Source organism: Candidatus Methanoplasma cognatum (genome assembly GCA_009777615.1).
Classification (GTDB): domain Archaea; phylum Thermoplasmatota; class Thermoplasmata; order Methanomassiliicoccales; family Methanomethylophilaceae; genus Methanoplasma; species Methanoplasma cognatum.
Window position 1 is genome coordinate 98,488 of the sequence record WRLM01000001.1, and the last position, 17,414, is coordinate 115,901.

Sequence of the window (17,414 nt, forward strand, 5' to 3'; positions counted from 1 at the left end):
TTTCATGAATCTCTGCTGCGCTTGAGCTATGACCTAACCCCAAGAAGCCTGCATGCGGATCATTTCTTGAGTTCCTTCAGTCCCTTTTGAATGTTATTCAAGAATCCTTTGCCGACATCGCCGCCGCTGCCACCCATGAAGGAATACGTAAGCTCCCGGCCTTCTGATGCCTTCCGCGCATGTTCGGAGGGCGCTGTATGGGGCGGATATTCAGGCGAACCTTACGGCCGTCCCGTACACAATGACCTCTGCCGCGCCGGCAACGATCGATGACGTTGAATAACGGACATTCACGATAGCGTCCGCCTTGAGGGCCTCCGCCTCTCCGACCATTCTCTTTGTCGCTATGGCCCTCGCCTCGTCCATCATCTCCGTGTACGCTTTCAGCTCCCCGCCCACCACGCTCTTGAGTCCCTGCGTGATGTCCTTTCCGATGTGCTTTGTCTGGACAGTGCTGCCCTTTACGAGTCCAAGCATTTCCAGTTCCTTTCCTGTGATATAGTTAGTACTTACCAAGATCATCTTCTTCACCGCTTCTTATTTCTTTTACTCTTTCCCACAGCACGAAAACACAGACGCCGATGGCCACAAGTAAGAATGCCAGGGTCAGGATCTGTACCCAAAGGCCCATAACGTCAAAGATAAGGAACGGAATCGCAAAAAGAATGCACAATAGAATCATGCAAAACGTTATTATCGCGGGGGCGACCAGTCTTTTTTCCATGTTTCCTCACCGGGTTTGTTCTTTATACGGCTTTCAGGAAGACCTGAAGGATTCAGCCCCCCGAATGCCATCAAAGTACGCTATATATCTTCAGCATTTAAATTCTGGGCCAGCTCTGTTATGAAAAACGCCCAAGAGGCCCTGGGATTCCATCCGCCTCTGATCAATTCCAGTTTGTGCGGAAGTCTTGCAGCTTGATTTATATCCGCAGAAGGGGGTTCATTATTATGAAAATGATCACAATAAGCGAGTATGTTAACAGCTTAAATGAAAACGGAGGAAAAGCTGTGATCAAATTCATAGATTTTATGAATGCTGAATTTCCCGACATCGAACCCGCGATAAGCTACGGTATGCCGATGTGGAAGTTTGGGGCGAAGCTATACGACGGATATGTGGCAATATCCGCCGCGAAAGGACATTTTTCAGTGCATTTTTATGACGAGGCCAGAATATCGGACCTATCTGAACTGTTACCGGGCTGCACTTTCGGCAAACGGTGCGTGAGCATCAAATACGGAGATGAAAATTCCACAGCCAGAGTGATGCAAAGCGTAAAGGAATATGTCATCAAATCATTTGCATCTCTCGGCAGGTAAAAGAAGCGCAGACGGCCTTTTTTCAGACGCCGCCATCCTTTTTTCAGACCCCGTTGTCGCCCCGAGCATTGCTTTTACACTCCTTTTTTGACCGTCGTCTCTTTGGATACCTGACTGCCCAACCGGAACGTTGGCAAAGGCCTTACTTTATGCAGGCCGGCCTCGTGGAGCTTATCGATCCTTTCTTTCACACTTTTGTCTTCGCAGATGCCTTCACGCAAATATCGGTCCAGAACATCATATGTAAAGCCGAAGCTCTCCTCATCGGTCTTACCGCAGAGGCCGTCTATAGGCGTTTTGTCTATGAACGTAGAAGCAAGGCCCAGCTCTCTGCCTACGGCTTTCACTTCCGATGCGGTCAGATCTGAAAGGGGACAGAAGTCGCCCGCCGAGTCGCCGAATTTCGTCACGTAACCGACCCAGTCCTCGCTGAGGTTGCAGGTATTGGCAACTCTTCCGCCCACAATTCCTGAAACGGCATAAAGTGCCGCCATCCGTATCCGTGCGGGGGTATTGAACACGGCGACATCGTTCAGGATCAGTCCGGCAGCGGCAGTCTCGTCGTACAGGCCCCGTACTGAATCTTTGATGTTGATAACTACGTATTCCATTTCCAAAGTACTGCAGAGATCGAACGCCACGTCGATATCATCCTGATCCCCGTGCGGCATCAGAACACCCAGCACCCGGCCCTTGCCAAGCGCCTCTTTGCACAATGCCGCAACAACGGAGCTGTCCTTGCCGCCGCTTATGCCGATGACAGCTTTTGTTTTGGGTGAACCGTTGTTGTAAAAATATTCTCGTATCCATTCCACTATCTGTTGCTTTACTTCTTTTGCGTCGAACATTTTTTCACCTTTCAAAACCTGCCATCGTGCAGTATGCCGCGAATCTCCTGCAGGGTCTGCTCTTTCAGTATCCTGCCGTCGCGGAATACAGGCTTCAGCAGGTTCTCACCTTCGAACGACCCAACGGTCGCCGAATCGTAACCGTCCTGGTAACTCAGGCTGCCGGCGTTATCACGGTACACAACGCACATGCCCCTCTGGGACCTCTTGAAGTTCCCGGTGTCGGTCTTAGGATCTTTGAATATCTGTACCGGTCTGCCCTCGACCTCGCAGTAGGTAGCCTTTATCGCAATGCCAAAGGTATCTCTCGTGAAAGGCTTCAGCACGCCGTCCTGCTCAAGGCACTGCATGGAGAAGCTGCCCACGCCCAGCAGCACATTGTTGCAGGCGAACCCGTTCTTTATGAGTATGTCGTATATCCTTTCCGCCCTCTGAGGAGTAATACTATCTCCATAGATTACTTTGATATGCGGGTCCAGTACTCTGTAGCCTTTGCTGTTCACTCTTCCGCCGAACGTCTCCCACAGCCTTTTGACAGTTTCAGTACTTATCTCCACAGGGTCACCGCTGTCGCCTCTGATCCCGATGTATCCGTCGTGCCTCAGTATGTCCTCTTTGCATGCGGGGATGATTTTATCTACCATGTTCCAGTAGTCGTAGCTGTCGGACACCATACTGAAGCCGTTCGCCGGATATATGTCGTTCAGCAGCCTTCTGACCATTGTTATCTCGTTGCCGTCCACGGCGTAGTTGCTGTTCATCACCGAATGCTCAGTGGAGATAGCACCGAATGCGACAGGTTCCTTCTCGCAGTTGCAGTTGTAGTACCTCTCCAGGAAAAGGACCGTCGGGACAGTGGCAGTGTTGACGAAGGACAGGCAGAACCCCGCGCTTGACTTAACGGCGCTCTCGCAGCTTTCCTGTCCTCTCATGCTGAAATCGCCCAGGGCACGGTTGCGCGGAATGTCATCATCAACGCTGACACTGTAGTATTCATCGACTATCCTTCTGTACATGTACCCCACATTGGCCGAAATCTGTGTGTGCCACAGCGAACAGCTCAGTGCCGTCTCCAGCGTGTTAACTAACCAGGCAAAGTCCGTGTGGGTGTTGGTGATCTCGAACATCGGCACTTTGACCGGGACCCTCGTACCTTCGTCCACCGCTTTGATCTCGATCGGAAGATAACCAAGGTCGTGCAGCCCCCCGATCTTCTCGTAGTTAACGATGTCCCTGCCGAGGGTGTTGTCGATCACGCGTTCGTATTCGCTCAGCACTTCCTCCTTCGGTCTGCCGAAGAAGTTCTTGTTGAAGGACCCTATCAGATACTCCTTGACGAATGCCTGCAGGCCGAACATGATCAGTTCATTCTCCCCGGTGATGCGGGACATGCGCGGAGTGTAATAGGATACTATCTTCGTGATCCCTTCGGGATACTGCTCGTTGTGTGTCGTCTTGTAGTAGTCCAGCAGGAGCAGGGGGTTCAGATCATCCATTGAAAGCACCTCCGATAACTTCTATCAGCGGGTGCTCCCCGGTGTAGATGCTTCTTGTCGTGAAGATTCTCTCAAGCAGACCGCTGTCTATCAGTTCACCCTTCAGAATGGAGTTCTCGCAGTGGGTTACGTACAGATACACCTTATCTGCGCCGAGTTCCTTCAGTTTCTTGGCCGAACGGAGGAAAGTGCCGCCGAAGCTCGATATGTCATCCACTATGAGCACATCGAAGGGGGCGGCTGGCAGTTCGCCCTGTACATCAAGGCCGGTGATCATTCCTGTGTTCCAGTCGCGGGCCTTAACTCCGAACGCATATGGGAGATCCATCATTCCCGAATACCGCATGCAGCTTCCCTTGTCCGGGTAAAAGACAATGTCCTTCTGCGGATCGAGCAGACGCAGGGCCAGTTCCTTGACGGTCCCGTCTATAGGCTCGGAGACCACGTTGTTCAGCAGCGACAGGGAGACATCCGAATGGGCGTCCCTGACGATGACCTTATCGAACTCCATGAGGTTGACGAATTCGCAGAAATATTTGAGCGTGAACACTTCCTGTTCGTTCTTTACACGGTCCATCCGGGCGTGAGGGATATAGGGCATGTACAGCGTCAGCTTACTGACCGCACGCTGTTCGCGCAGGTGCCTCGTTATGAAATAGAGCATCATCTCCTCATCTTTCTCATAGAGCCACTCTATCTCTGCCTCACTGGAATCGACAGTGATATTCAGCCTCGGCGTCCCGTCCGGATACCGCTCTATCTGCACAGGAACACCGTTCAACTTAAACATCATTCTCATCCCCGTTGATCATATTTACCTGGCACATCTTCATGGTCAGAACTGCGGCCTTGTGGCTTTCTTCGGTCACGCCTGCGCAGCACCCGGCGTCAACGGTTATCACGGTCTCCGGCAGCTGTGCCTTGAGGATGAGCGCGTTGGAAACGACGCAGATATCCGTGCAAAGGCCGCAGAGTTCGATCTCATCATAGCCGCCGGCGGCAACCTGTTCTGCAAGTTCCAGCGAACCGAAGGTTGGTTTATCGAACATGAGGCAGCCTTCGGTATCAAGCTCATCCGCGATCGAATGTCCTTCCGTGCCTTCTATGCAGTGGACCACAGGCAGGAACCTTCCTTCCTGGGTATCAAGATAGTCATCGCTGTGGGTATCCCTGGTGAAAAGTACATCGTCACCGTTCTTTTTGTAAAGTTCGATCTTCTTCTTCACATTCGGCAGGACCGCCTGTGCCTGCGGCGAGCCGAGCGACCCCGTGATGAAGTCGTTCTGCATATCGACCACTATCAACAGTCTTTTCATTACTGAACCTCCTTTCTTTTTGTATACAGCCTTGCGGGACGGTGCCCTTTGTCGCCGGTGTATCTGTCTGTCTCTTGGACCATATCCACGATCTTGCGCCGGAAATTGGCCGCCTGGTCCTTTTTTCCCAGGATGGTCTCATAGACGTTCTGAAGCTGCGTTAGGGTGAATTCTTCCGGCAGCAGGTTGAAAACGATATCTGTGTAAAGGATCTTCGACCGCATCCGTTCTAAAGCGGCCTCAATGATGCTGAGGTGGTCGAACCCGATATCCTTGCTTTTGAGCAGGAGGTCCCCCCTCCTGAAGGTCGGTTTCTGACCGGCGTCGAACACGACCGTGAACCATACCGCTTTGTCCTCGTACTTCATGGCTCCGGCCTCGTTCATGAGTCCGAGATATGCTATCGAAAGCACCCTTGCACGGGGATCCCTCTTCAGATCGCAAAAGGTATAGAGCTGTTCCAGCCAGCATTCGTCGACGTACGACTTCTCCGACATCTTCCGGCGTATGTTGTCCTCCGGCATCTCGTCTATGTTCAGGAATCCGCCGGGCAAACACCATTTGCCCCGATACGGCTCGGCCGTTCTTTTGTAGAGCAGTATCTGCAGGTCCGTTCCGGGAAGTTTCCTGTAATTGTCCGATTCCTCGGTCTTTACAGTAAAAATGACCGCATCGGTACAGACGAACGGGTGCTCATAATCGAATATGCTGTCCATGAAGATCCCTCGTTTATGTTATTATCATTTTGATAATATCACATTTAATATATCAAACTTTCTCTATCGAATTTATTCAAAAAGTATTTTGTTTAGGAAAAATGTATGGACGCAAAGCGTCCCGAAAAGTGTCCGTTGCGGCTCATGCGCGCTTGCGGGATGCAACGTCGCCGGCGGCGCTGTCAGAGTACGCCGCAGCGTTGCGGCTCATGCGCGCTTGCGGGATGCAACTATGCCCCGGGCGATCTCGATCACATCGCCCATGACCGCGCTGGAGGTCGCTCTTCCGCCGGCACCGTGCCCGTAGAACATGGCATCGCCGATGAAGTTGCCCCGAACGACAATGGCGTTGTACACACCGTCGACAATCGCCAAAGGATCGCTCAGGGGTATGAGCTCGGGAGCAACGGTGCAATGGGCCTTGCCATTGATCAGTTTGGCCCGGCCGATAAGTTTGATCACGCAACCGGCGGCCTTTGCTTTTTCCATGTCGTCTGACGTGATATTGCTGATTCCCGTTCTGTCGATCTTTTCGCTATCAACAGTCTGCCCGAACGCGACCCAGGACAGAATGCTTATTTTTCTGCCGGCGTCATGGCCTTCGATGTCGGCGGTGGGGTTGTTCTCGGCATAGCCCTTTGCCTGTGCTTCTTTCAGCGCCTCGGCGAAAGGTTTCCCTTCCTCGCGCATCATCGTCAGAATATAATTGGAGGTTCCGTTCAATATCCCGTATATTTCTGTGATTTCGTTCGCCGCCAGACACTGTTTGAGGGGGCGGATTATCGGAATTCCGCCGCCGACGCTGGCCTCGAAAAGATAACTGATGTTGTTCTTCTTTGCGATCTCTGTGAGTTCCACGCCGTGCATGGCCACAAGCTCTTTGTTGCTTGTTACGACGCTTTTGCCGCCCATCAATGCCTTTTTGGTAAACTCGTAAGCATGGCGAACCCCGCCGATCGTTTCAATGACGATCGATATCGTCGGGTCGTTCATAACGTCATCAAAGTTCTTGGTCAGCAGCTCCGGTGCGGGGTGATTCTCAAAGTCGAGTATGTCCACTATTTTTTTGACTTTGACCGAATCGCCGACCCGTTTCTCGATCAGTCCGGCATTCTGAACCGCAACCTCATATGCGGCGGAACCTACAATGCCGAACCCGATTATCGCAATGTTTATCATGGTACCCACTTCATTTTTCCACTTGCCAAAGCGTATTTGCCGACTCTGTATGTGTTTTTGATATATATCGTCTCACTTTTGCTGTCGGGCAGATCTCTGATCCCAACAACCCTACGAATGTTCATGTTTGTTACTATCAATGAAGACAAAAAGATCTGATGACAAAGCGGGACTGAAGGGATTCGAACGCAGGCTCTTTAGCTGAAAGAAGTATTCTGAGCATTTTTCTTACAGGTTCGAAAGTGGCATATGTGGTTTTTATTCGTGGGATATAATAGGGAATTTAACCTATTATTCGTGGTATATAATAGGGAATTTAACCTATTATTCGTGGGAAGTAATAGTAATAAATACTTGCTGGCCATTACTTAACATTATGCTGAGAAGAAAGATGACCGATTATCTTATCGAATGGAAGAATAAACCTAAGAAAAACTGTCTTCTCGTGAAAGGCCCTCGCCAAGTAGGAAAGACCTTCATCATAGAAGACTTTGCAAAAAAGAACTACGACAATTACATCTACATTAATTTTGAGACCATGCCTCAAATGACAGAAATATTCAATGGGAATCTCGATACGGACACATTGGTGAGGGAGTTGAGTTTACATTTCCCATGGGTGAAATTTGAACCCGGAAACCTTCTGATCTTTTTTGATGAGATACAATCCTGCCCCAACGCACGCGTATCGCTGAAGCCGTTCTCCATTGACGGGAGGTTCGATGTGATCGCTTCAGGCTCCTTGTTGGGGCTGAATTACAAAAAGGTGTCCTCATACCCAGTGGGATATGAGACAAAGGTAGAGATGCGCTCTTTGGATTTTGAGGAGTTTCTATGGGCATTCGGCATAAGTGAAGATGTAATATCATATGTTTCCGAAGCGATCCTGGAAAAAAAGCCGATATCGGATTCAATTTTAAACAAGATGGATGAATATTATCGATGGTATATGATCCTTGGCGGTATGCCAGAAGTCGTGAATAGGTTCTTGGGGACCAATAGTTTTGCCGAAGCCGCTCTGGTGCAGAAGGTGATCGTTGATGGTTATGAGGATGACATCTCAAAGTATGCTGCGACAGAGGATAAGTCGAAGATAAGGGAAATACTGCGTTTGATACCCATACAGCTGGCAAAAGACAATAAAAGGTTCAGGTATTCGGACATATCGTCTTGGAAACAGGGAGAGGGGGCGAGGGAATACGGCAACAGCCTCGACTGGCTGCATGATGCAGGCATAATAGACTACTCCTACAATCTTCAAGAACCGTATGCACCGCTGGCAGCGAACCTTAGGTTGAACAGTTTCAAAATATATTTTCATGACACCGGCTTGTTGATGTCGATGATGGAGCACGGAGTGGCCATTGCGATAAATAATGGGGAGATAAAGGTGAACAAAGGCGCGATCGCGGAGAACATAACTGCCGAAGAGCTTTCGAAGAACGGCGTCATGCTGACCTATTTTGAGAGGAAAGGCAAGCTGGAATTAGATTTCGTACTCAATCCCGACGGCAGGGTCACGGCGGTGGAGGTCAAATCTGGGAACAACACGAAGGCAAAGTCGCTTGATTCCGTAATGTCGGAGAAATATGGGGTCGAGAGGGGGATAAAACTGGAAAAGACCAACATATATGTCGATGAGAAGGGGGTGGAGCATTATCCTTTGTTTGCGGTGGCATTCCTGTTCAGGATCGATATAGACAAACTGATGGTACGCAATGAGCGGGCCTGAAGGGATTCGAACCCTTGGCCGATCGATCAAGAGTTGACCGTTCTACCTTCCCGTAGCAGATAGCTGTCCCCTTCAAAAAATTTGTATGCAAAAAAGTGTCATTTTTAAAAATTTCATACGCAAAAATGCGCTATTTTTAAAAATTTCATACGCAAAATTATGTATATCATGTCTTCGTTATATCTATCTGGATATATTCGGAGGCCGATCATGCTCAAGAGAAAGTTCATGGATACACTTTCGCAATGGAAGAAAGCAAAGAAAAAAGAGTGTCTTTTAGTGAAGGGCGCCAGGCAGGTCGGGAAGACATTCATCATCAGAGAATTTGCAAAACAGAATTACGAGAACATAGTCGAACTCAATTTCTTTTCTGAACCGCGATACAAAGAGGTATTCGCGGGCAGCTTAAAAATGGATGAGATCATCAAAAGGATCACTGCCATAGACGGATCCGTACGTTTCGAGGAAGGTAAGACCCTGTTGTTCCTGGATGAGATACAGGAGTGCGGGGACGCAAGGACCGCTTTAAAATTCATCGCTGAGGATGACAGATTTGACTGTATCGCTTCCGGATCCATGCTGGGGGTTGCATACAAAACAACAAGGTCCATCCCCGTGGGGTATGAAAGACAAGTGGAGATGTTCTCCCTTGATTTCGAAGAGTTCCTATGGGCGATGGGCTACGATGACACTGCGGTCGGATACATTAAAGAGTATTACGATAAGAAAGAGCGGATTCCCGCATCCAGTAACGATGTGCTGATGGAAAGATTAAGAGAATATGCGATAGTGGGCGGCATGCCGTCTGTCATCAATATTTACAATGAAACGAAGAACTTCGGGCTGGTTCAAGAAGAGCAGGAGAGGATAATCGATAGCTACAAAAACGACATCGCAAGATACCTTTCCGAACCCGAGAAGGTCAAGGCAACCCATTGTTATGAATCCATACCGTCGCAGTTAGCAAAGGAGAATAAAAAATTTCAATATTCCAAGGTTGAAAAGGGAGCTAGAGCAAGTAAATACGAGAATAGTCTGGACTGGCTCAGTGACGCAGGTCTTATAAAATTCTGCTACAGGGTCCATACGCCCATCTTCCCGCTGCCTGCATACAGGGATGCTGAACATTTCAAAGTGTATGCGACCGACGTAGGCATATTGAACGCAATGTATGGTTTTGAGATGAAGTCACAACTTTTTTACAATACGCTGAAAGGTCCGGCGAAGGGAGGCGTATATGAGAATTTGATCGCCGACTTTTTGATCAAAAAGAAAATCCCCTTGTACTACTACAAACCAGGTGAGAACAGACAGGAGATCGAATTTCTTTTGACCGAGAAAGGAGGGATCGTTCCTTTAGAAGTCAAAGCGGGGAACGGAAGGACCCCGTCGCTGGATGAGTTCGTGGAAAGATACGATCCGCAGTACGCACTGAAATTGATCAACGGGAACCTTGGCGTGGAGGGAAAGAAGGTGACGATGCCCCTCTACATGGCAATGTTCATCCAGAATCCAATTGATGCAGAGCGGGCCTGAGGGGATTCGAACTCAGGCTTCTGAGCATTTTTCTTACAGGTTTGAAAGTGGCATATGTGGTTTTCATTCGAGAGATATAGTAGGGAATTTAACTCATTATTCGTGGGATATAGTAGGGAAGTAGGTCTGCTGGCGGAAACGATAAAGATTCAGGGGGACTTGAGGAGACTGCATACTGTGGAGCGATATGCGCAAAACTGATTTCAAAAACGGCAAATCATAAAAACATGTAGAATAATGTGTAAGATAATGTGTAAGATATTTAAACCGATACGACCATAGGCACGAAGAGGCCATGGAGGCACAAGCAGATGGGATATATTCCGCCGTTCAGTATAACCGTCGAGATGCTCGATCTGATATCGGAGATATCGGAGATGCTGGGCAGCATCAAAGGCGTTGAGAACTTAGAGAAATTCCCACGTCTTCGAAGGATCGGTCGCATTAAGACGATACACTCATCACTTGCGATAGAGAACAATACGCTGTCAATAGGGCAGGTAACGGACATAGTCGACGGGAAACGGATCCTCGGACCACCGGATGAGATATTTGAGGTAAAGAATGCCATAGCCGCCTACAACGAATTGGAGAAGATCAACCCATTCGATATGAACGATCTTCTGCACGTGCATAAGATATTGATGGAAGGCCTTGTCGAAGAGAACGGCAGGCTGCGCACGGTCGATGTGGGAGTATACAACTCCGATGGAAAAAAGCTCCTCACTCCGCCAGGACCGACAATGTTGCCGGGATACATGAACGATCTGTTCGAATGGCTGAGGGCCTCAGATGTGCATATTCTCATAAGATCCAGCATATTTCATACCGAATTCGAGCGTATCCACCCGTTCCGCGACGGTAACGGAAGAATAGGAAGATTATGGCAGACCGCCGTATTGATGAAATGGAAACCCATTTTTGCATGGATACCTGTCGAAAGCATCATTCGCGAACGGCAGACAGAGTATTACAACACTCTGATGGAATCACAGAAAGGTTCGAATGTGAATATATTCATAGTTTTCATGCTGGAAGCGATACGTGATGCAGTAAAGGCCATAGTTTCAGACACACAGGCGCACATAGATCACATCGATACAAGAGTACGCCAGCTGATGGCTGTATTGGAAACATATCCCCAGAGTGCGGCAGAATTGATGGAACGTTTGAATCTTAAGTCCCGCGATACTTTCCGCAATAACTACCTCAGGCCCGCAATGGAGGCAGGGTTAGTTATGCTTACAGAACCGAACAAGCCCACAAGCAAAAATCAGAGATATTTCAAAAGATAAGCTATTGAATTTTGATATCTGACAATAGTAAGCGGGCCTGAAGGGATTCGAACCCTTGACCGATCGATTAAGAGTCGATCGCTCTACCTAGCTGAGCTACAGGCCCCGTGCGCCTCTTGATTGCATCATGGTAAATAAAACTGTCTGTTTTGCACTGAGCCACAGAGTACGGCGATCATCGAATACAAACGCATATATCTTCTGTGGCATATCTGGAAATGATGACAGAACTCAGAGTCAGGGACCTAATGACCACTCAGGTGCTGACTGTCAAGCCGACAGACACGATAAAGCGGGCTACGATAAAGTTTGCTGTGGACAACACTACCGGCGCGACGGTAGTGGATAACAGGAACCATGTCATCGGCGTAATAACCGAGAATGACGTTCTCGGTCTGATCCTAAGATACCAGGACAAACTGGACAGGGACACGAGCCCCCACTCCCTTCTCAGCCTGCCGATGGACGGCGTCACCGCAGACCCGGCCCTCGCCGAGGCCAACAGGGCGATATCGGAAATGAAGGTCGAAGAGCTGATGACAAGAACAGTTCTTACCACATCCCCTGACGAAAAGATCGTCGAGGCCCTCAAAAAAATGATGCAGCTCAACGTGAACCGTCTCCCCGTTCTGGAGAAGGGAGTGCTTGTGGGAGCTATCTCGAGATCGGATATTATCTTCTACATATACAAGAAAAAGGTCTGAGGGCCGATGTTCGAGGTTCATGTCCTTGCAAGCGGAAGCGACGGGAATTGCACAGTCATACAGTTCGAAGACGATGCCATAATGATAGACGCCGGGATCAGCTGTAAAAGAATAACGAAGCTGATGGAGCAGGAAGGCGTCGACAGCAAAGCCCTGAGGGCCCTGCTGGTTACCCATGAGCACACGGACCACATTGCCGGCGCCGGCGTTGTGTCCAGAAGGTTCGGCATCCCGGTAATGTGCAACAAAGCGACCTTCGAATGCAGCGAGATCGGCAATGTGGAGTATGCGGAGATCAAAACGATGGGATCCTTCTGCATCGGGAGCATGAACATCACCCCCCTTCCCACATCCCACAATGCGGCGGAGCCGAACGCCTTCCTGGTCGAAGCGGAGGACAGGAGGGTGCTTGTGGCAACCGATACGGGAAAACTGACCTTCCAGGTGGAGCACGCGCTGAAGGAGGCCGACGTAGCTGTGATCGAATCCAACTATGATAAGAAAATGCTCGCGGAAGGCCCTTACCCGCTGTACCTGAAAAGGCTCATCGCAAGCGAGGTGGGCCATCTGTCCAACGTCGACTGCGCCGGAGCGATAAAAAGGACGATGAACGACAGCCGACAGATATTCCTGGCACATCTCAGCAAAACGAACAACGCCCCGGACATAGCAAGGGAAACGGTGGCGGAGATAACAGGGATGAAGAGGATGCGCATAGACTGTCTCGAGTTCCAGGGAGACACGAGGACACTCAGGGTGCGGGGCTGATCAGCTCTGCCTTATCCCTATGGATGAGCGCCATGGCCATTGTCTTCGGCATTCTGACGATGTCCTCTTTTGATAACTCATAATTGCGGTCCGGACCGGAGAACGGCGGCAGGTCCTCCAATATCCTTATGACCATCGTCTCGTCCTCTTCAAAGATCTCTTCTTTCGGTTCAGACATGTCCGCAGGTGCTTCCTCCGCCGCCGTCGGCGGTTCGGCCTCATTCCCTGCGGCCGGTTCGATCACCGGTTCTTCTTCGACCCTGACCGGTTCCGGAACCTTGATCGCAATTGGTTCCGGGTCAATGTCCGGAGTATCATACTTCTTCTTGCCGCTCAGCTTATCCATCAGGCTGAGATGCTTTTTTGATATGTTCAGGACATCATTGTAATACTCCCTCTCTTCGGGAGTAAGGTGGTCGAGCACATTCTGTCCGCCTCTCGCGCCGATAAGAGCCAGCGATGCTATCTTACTCATCCGGATCTCGGCGATCTCTTTAGAAAGCGACACCGCCTTTTTGCGCCGCTGGTTCACTCCCTCGCATATTATCGAGTCCGGATCGGCGGAGAGATGTTTCTCATATTCGGCTCTGAGACCTATGACCACGCCAGCCATCGCCGGGTACAGGTCCTTCCTTACCGCCGACAGCATGGGGGATTTCTTTTCCACCCTGTATACGGCGCCGAGGTCTTCGAATGACATGGGGTCAGAGCTCTTTGACATCTGTACCCCTATTTTCCTGTCGATATATGGTTTTATTCACACCGCCCCGAACAGACCGAAGGGTCCGTTGCGGTTCCGGGGCCGAGACACGAAAACAAAGATAACGGCCGACGAGGATACCGAGAGCGAATGTCTGTTGAAGAAGTGGTCAGGATCAGGGATTCGGGGATCGAGGTGGACGTGCTGGTGTCTCCCAGATCGAGCAGGTCCGGCACGGAAGGGATCGACGGCTGGAGAAAGAGGCTGATCGTCAAAGTGAGATCCCCGCCCCTTGACGGAAAGGCCAATAAGGAGGTGGAGGAAGTGTTCCTCAAGGCCACCGGATCGCCGTCAGCGGTCATATCAGGGCACACGAGCAGGCAGAAAACGGTATTCATAGAAGGCGATCCCGCCGCTATAATTTTGAAGCTGAGGGAGCACAACGAATGACGAGGAGAGGCTGGCCGAGATAGAGGAAGTACTTGAGGATCTCAGAGAGCTTTCTAGGGACCGCGTCGTTCTGGTGGAGGGGCTCAAGGACAAAAGAGCACTGAGGATGATCGGGGTAACGGGCGAAGTTTTCATGATACAATCGGAAGGCGGACCGATGAAAGCCGCCGAGTATGTGGCAGATCTTGGTAAAAAAGCGGTGATACTGACCGACTGGGACCGCAGGGGAGGGACAATCGCCCGAGAACTTGGGCGCCAATTATCTTCGCTCGGACTGGAATATGATAATGAGATACGGGCGAAACTGTCATTCCTCTGCAAGAAGTACATCAAGGACCTGGAATCATTGGGTACGCTGCTGGAAAGGCTGTCCGCCAACGCAAGCGGTATTAAAGGCGTATATGATACCATCTTGGAGAGTGTGTTTTTGGGAGGAGCATTCCTTGTCATCGAAGGTATTGACGGAGCGGGGAAGTCGACGCTCTGCAGGGCCATCGAGAAGAGACTCGCGGAAGAGGGTTACGATGTGGTCGTGACCCAAGAGCCTACCCATGACGAGATAGGGAGCTTCATCAGAGAGAAGAGAGTGAAGGACATCTCCCAAAAGGCGGAGGCGCTCCTGTTCGTCGCCGACCGCGCCGTTCACACCGAAAGGATACTTAAGTGGAAAGAGGAAGGCCGCGTCGTGATATGCGACAGGTATTTCGCATCCACGGTCGCATACCAGTCCTCCGGACTGAACGGAGAGGCGCTGGACAGGGAGTGGCTGATATCCCTTAACATGCCGGTCATTGCCGCGCCGGACCTCACCGTGCTTTTGGACATAGACCCGAAAAAGGGCCTGAGCAGGATAGGAGAAAGGGGGGAGCTTAGCAAATTCGAGGAATCCAAGTTCTTGGAGAACACAAGAAGGGAGTACCTGAGGCTCGCCGACGAGTTCGACTTCATGATAGTGGACGCCGAAGAGAGCCAGGCAGAGATAGCCGACAAGATAATCAAAAAGTTGAAGGAGAGATCATGATGCACCCGTCAGAAGAGATATTTTGTGAGAAGAGCAGCAGACTGAGAGGAAAGACCATAGTCATCGGGATAACCGGAAGCATAGCCGCGACGGAATGCTTCTCCGTGATACGGGAACTGGTGAGGCACGGGGCCAAAGTGATCCCGGTGATGACCCCGAGCGGAGCTAAGCTTGCGGCGCCGGATGCGGTAGAGTTCGCCGCTGGAATAAAACCGATCACGGAGCTCACCGGACAGACGGAGCACGTCACCCATCTCGGGGACCCTTCCGCCGCCGACCTGTTCATCGTCTATCCCGCGACAGCCAACACAATATCGAAGATGGCGCACGGAATAGACGACACAGCAGTGACGTCGATGGCGGTGATCGCGCTCGGAGGGAAGATACCCGTAGCGGTCGCGCCCGCAATGCATGAGCTGATGTACGACAACCCCGCGGTGTCGAAGAACCTCGAACTCCTCGCGGAGTGGGGAGTGCATATAATAGGGCCGCACAGGGACGGGGTCAGAGCAAGAGCCGCTTCCAGGGATGAGATAGTATCGTGGGCGGTGAAACTCCTGTCGAGGAACGATCTCGCCGGCCGCCGCATACTGGTGATAGGAGGAAGGAGCGAGGAGCCGATAGATTCCATGAGAATGATAACCAACAGGTCCACAGGCCAAATGGCTCTGGCACTTGCGCAGCGCGCCTTTGAGAGAGGGGCGGATGTGGAGCTTTGGATGGGAGGTTGCAACGTAGCGCTGCCGGACTTCCTGAAGGTAAAAAGATTCTCCGCAGTGTCCGATCTAGTAGAGATGGTAGACGGAATAGACCACGATATTACGATAATGCCTGCCGCTTTGGCGGATTTCACCCCGGCAATTAAGAGAGAAGGAAAGATACCCAGCGATAAGCCCTTCGATCTGGAGCTGATGCCGGTCCCGAAGGTCCTTCCCATGATAAGGAAAAAATGCAGGAACGTCATCGGATTCAAGGCGGAAGCGGGGCTCACCCTGGCCGAACTGGAAAAGAAGGCGAGGGCGAGGATGGAGGAATATGATCTCAGGGCGGTGGTCGCCAACGACGTCGATGACGCGGGCAGGTCAACATCCTCGGTGATCCTGGTCACGAGCAAGCAGTCAAAGAACATCACGGGCACGAAGATCGAAGTGTCCGACGAGATACTGAACCACTGTGCGGAAATAGTATGACATCGGCGTTCTGCCCGGCCCACATAACCTGCTTCTTCACCCCCGCCGCTTCCGAGAACACCCTGGAGAGAGGATCAAGAGGCGTCGGCGTAAGGCTGAGCTTGGGCACGACCGTCCATGCGGATGAGATAACAGGAAGAACAAAGGTCCTGATCAACGGAAAGGCCGACGGCGCGAGGATAACCAGGCATGTCCTGGAGCATATGGCGCCGGACCGAAATTTCGAGGTGAACGCCGAGTGCGGTCTCCCTCTGGGTCAAGGGTTCGGGATGAGCGCATCGGGGGCCGTCGCCGCGGCTCTCTGCTTATCGGATATCACCGGCAAAAGCAGGAAGGAGGCTTTCGAAGCGGCGCATACGGCGGAGGTCGTCTGCGGAGGGGGGCTAGGGGATGTCGCCGGGCTGATGCACGAAGGGGATGTTCCGATAAGGATTAAGGCAGGATTGCCGCCCATCGGGAGTGTTATCGATCGGGGGATAGTATTTGAGAGAATGACCCTGGTCGTTCTTGGGCGCAAGCTGAGCACCGCCGGCGTTCTCGGCGATGATGAAAGACTGAGAGTGATATGTGACGCGGGCGACGCCGCAATGGGTGCATTCCTTACTAACGGGACCAAAGAGAGGCTTTTCGAAATATCCGGCAGATTCTCAGCCGAAGCCGGCGTAAGAGGCAGGGAGGTGGCCGAAGCGATGAACATACTCGAAGGCAACGGAATAAGGTCATCGATGTGCATGCTCGGCAACAGTATTTTTACCGATGTCTCCGACAAAGATGTCGAGGAAATTCTGGGAGATGGTAACAGGATGTTCTCAGCATCGTCGACCGGCGAGCCGGCCCGAATCATTCGAAAAGCGTGAAAAGAACGTCATCTTCCCCGACGTCAAACAATCCTATCCTGGCGCCGCAGTCCAGCCAGCCATGCGCATAGTTGACCGCCGCGAACGCCGTGACAAGGTCTCCCGATCCCCTGAAATGTTTCGCATCATTGTAATATGAGGTCGCCATCTCAAGGAAATCGTCGGCAAGCCTTTTGCCGAACGACCTGTCAGGGGCGGCTATCCTCAGCTTTTCCAGCGCTTTCTTTGTGATCTCAAGATATCTGTCAATCCTTTCTTCTGAAATGGTATCTTTCATCGGTTA

General features: G+C 51.0%; 20 protein-coding genes and 1 tRNA gene. 10 read left to right on the plus strand and 11 right to left on the minus strand.

All coding sequences use genetic code 11. From position 1 onward, the window contains the following. Positions 1-210: 210 nt before the first annotated feature. Positions 211-522, minus strand: a complete 312-nt coding sequence (locus FWG96_00365; protein ID MCL2031721.1) for a YbjQ family protein — start codon at positions 520-522, stop codon at positions 211-213. Continuing rightward, positions 503-724, minus strand: a complete 222-nt coding sequence (locus tag FWG96_00370; protein MCL2031722.1) for a hypothetical protein — start codon at positions 722-724, stop codon at positions 503-505. Before FWG96_00370 ends, FWG96_00365 begins: the two co-directional genes overlap by 20 nt. Before the next feature lie 227 nt (positions 725-951). On the opposite strand from FWG96_00370, the gene FWG96_00375 reads away from it, so the two are divergent. After that, on the plus strand, positions 952-1,323 hold the full coding sequence (locus FWG96_00375; GenBank protein MCL2031723.1) for a DUF1801 domain-containing protein: 372 nt from the start codon (positions 952-954) through the stop codon (positions 1,321-1,323). Positions 1,324-1,397: 74 nt separating this feature from the next. On the opposite strand, the gene nadE is transcribed toward FWG96_00375, so the two are convergent. From nadE to FWG96_00405, 6 genes are all read right to left on the minus strand, one after another. Next, positions 1,398-2,171 carry an NAD(+) synthase gene (gene nadE, locus FWG96_00380; GenBank protein ID MCL2031724.1) on the minus strand — a complete coding sequence of 258 codons (774 nt, stop codon included), beginning with the start codon at positions 2,169-2,171 and terminating at the stop codon, positions 1,398-1,400. Positions 2,172-2,182: 11 nt separating this feature from the next. Next, positions 2,183-3,667 (minus strand): nicotinate phosphoribosyltransferase, encoded by a 1,485-nt coding sequence (locus tag FWG96_00385; GenBank protein ID MCL2031725.1) that lies wholly within the window; start codon positions 3,665-3,667, stop codon positions 2,183-2,185. After that, complete coding sequence (locus FWG96_00390; GenBank protein MCL2031726.1) at positions 3,660-4,460, minus strand: hypothetical protein; 801 nt, start codon at positions 4,458-4,460, stop codon at positions 3,660-3,662. Before FWG96_00390 ends, FWG96_00385 begins: the two co-directional genes overlap by 8 nt. Continuing rightward, positions 4,450-4,983, minus strand: a complete 534-nt coding sequence (locus tag FWG96_00395) for a cysteine hydrolase (GenBank protein ID MCL2031727.1) — start codon at positions 4,981-4,983, stop codon at positions 4,450-4,452. Before FWG96_00395 ends, FWG96_00390 begins: the two co-directional genes overlap by 11 nt. After that, entirely contained in the window at positions 4,983-5,699 is a 717-nt protein-coding gene (locus tag FWG96_00400) for an NUDIX domain-containing protein (GenBank protein ID MCL2031728.1), read from the minus strand. The genes FWG96_00395 and FWG96_00400 overlap by 1 nt, the downstream gene beginning before the upstream one ends. 207 nt (positions 5,700-5,906) lie before the next feature. Then, on the minus strand, positions 5,907-6,878 hold the full coding sequence (locus FWG96_00405) for a homoserine dehydrogenase (GenBank protein ID MCL2031729.1): 972 nt from the start codon (positions 6,876-6,878) through the stop codon (positions 5,907-5,909). Between the two features lie 376 nt (positions 6,879-7,254). Between FWG96_00405 and FWG96_00410 the strand changes: the two genes are divergently transcribed. The 3 genes from FWG96_00410 to FWG96_00420 all read left to right on the plus strand — a co-directional run bounded on the left by FWG96_00410 (position 7,255) and on the right by FWG96_00420 (position 11,441). Beyond that, complete coding sequence (locus tag FWG96_00410) at positions 7,255-8,610, plus strand: AAA family ATPase (protein ID MCL2031730.1); 1,356 nt, start codon at positions 7,255-7,257, stop codon at positions 8,608-8,610. Positions 8,611-8,820: 210 nt separating this feature from the next. Beyond that, positions 8,821-10,146 (plus strand): ATP-binding protein, encoded by a 1,326-nt coding sequence (locus FWG96_00415; protein MCL2031731.1) that lies wholly within the window; start codon positions 8,821-8,823, stop codon positions 10,144-10,146. Positions 10,147-10,457: 311 nt separating this feature from the next. Beyond that, positions 10,458-11,441: a Fic family protein gene (locus FWG96_00420; protein MCL2031732.1), complete on the plus strand. Its 984-nt coding sequence runs from the start codon at positions 10,458-10,460 to the stop codon at positions 11,439-11,441. Positions 11,442-11,473: 32 nt separating this feature from the next. On the opposite strand, the gene FWG96_00425 is transcribed toward FWG96_00420, so the two are convergent. Beyond that, positions 11,474-11,547, minus strand: a tRNA-Lys gene (locus FWG96_00425). 115 nt (positions 11,548-11,662) lie between these two features. Here FWG96_00425 and FWG96_00430 point away from each other — a divergent pair. After that, positions 11,663-12,145 (plus strand): CBS domain-containing protein, encoded by a 483-nt coding sequence (locus FWG96_00430; GenBank protein MCL2031733.1) that lies wholly within the window; start codon positions 11,663-11,665, stop codon positions 12,143-12,145. 6 nt (positions 12,146-12,151) lie between these two features. Further along, complete coding sequence (locus tag FWG96_00435) at positions 12,152-12,913, plus strand: MBL fold metallo-hydrolase (GenBank protein ID MCL2031734.1); 762 nt, start codon at positions 12,152-12,154, stop codon at positions 12,911-12,913. Here the strand turns inward: FWG96_00435 and FWG96_00440 are convergent. Then, a complete protein-coding gene (locus tag FWG96_00440) occupies positions 12,897-13,634 on the minus strand; it encodes a hypothetical protein (protein MCL2031735.1) in 738 nt (245 codons plus the stop codon). The genes FWG96_00435 and FWG96_00440 overlap by 17 nt on opposite strands. 129 nt (positions 13,635-13,763) lie before the next feature. Here FWG96_00440 and FWG96_00445 point away from each other — a divergent pair, with 129 nt between their 5' ends. The 4 genes from FWG96_00445 (at position 13,764) to FWG96_00460 (ending at position 17,131) form a co-directional block, all read left to right on the plus strand. Then, a complete protein-coding gene (locus FWG96_00445; protein ID MCL2031736.1) occupies positions 13,764-14,063 on the plus strand; it encodes a DUF167 domain-containing protein in 300 nt (99 codons plus the stop codon). A gap of 73 nt (positions 14,064-14,136) precedes the next feature. Beyond that, a complete protein-coding gene (gene tmk / locus FWG96_00450; protein ID MCL2031737.1) occupies positions 14,137-15,084 on the plus strand; it encodes a dTMP kinase in 948 nt (315 codons plus the stop codon). Beyond that, on the plus strand, positions 15,081-16,274 hold the full coding sequence (gene coaBC / locus FWG96_00455; protein MCL2031738.1) for a bifunctional phosphopantothenoylcysteine decarboxylase/phosphopantothenate--cysteine ligase CoaBC: 1,194 nt from the start codon (positions 15,081-15,083) through the stop codon (positions 16,272-16,274). The genes tmk and coaBC overlap by 4 nt, the downstream gene beginning before the upstream one ends. Beyond that, positions 16,271-17,131, plus strand: a complete 861-nt coding sequence (locus tag FWG96_00460) for a pantothenate kinase (GenBank protein ID MCL2031739.1) — start codon at positions 16,271-16,273, stop codon at positions 17,129-17,131. The genes coaBC and FWG96_00460 overlap by 4 nt, the downstream gene beginning before the upstream one ends. Here FWG96_00460 and FWG96_00465 read toward each other — a convergent pair. After that, positions 17,115-17,408, minus strand: a complete 294-nt coding sequence (locus FWG96_00465) for a DUF357 domain-containing protein (GenBank protein ID MCL2031740.1) — start codon at positions 17,406-17,408, stop codon at positions 17,115-17,117. The two genes, FWG96_00460 and FWG96_00465, sit on opposite strands and share 17 nt — an antisense overlap. Positions 17,409-17,414 lie beyond the last annotated feature (6 nt).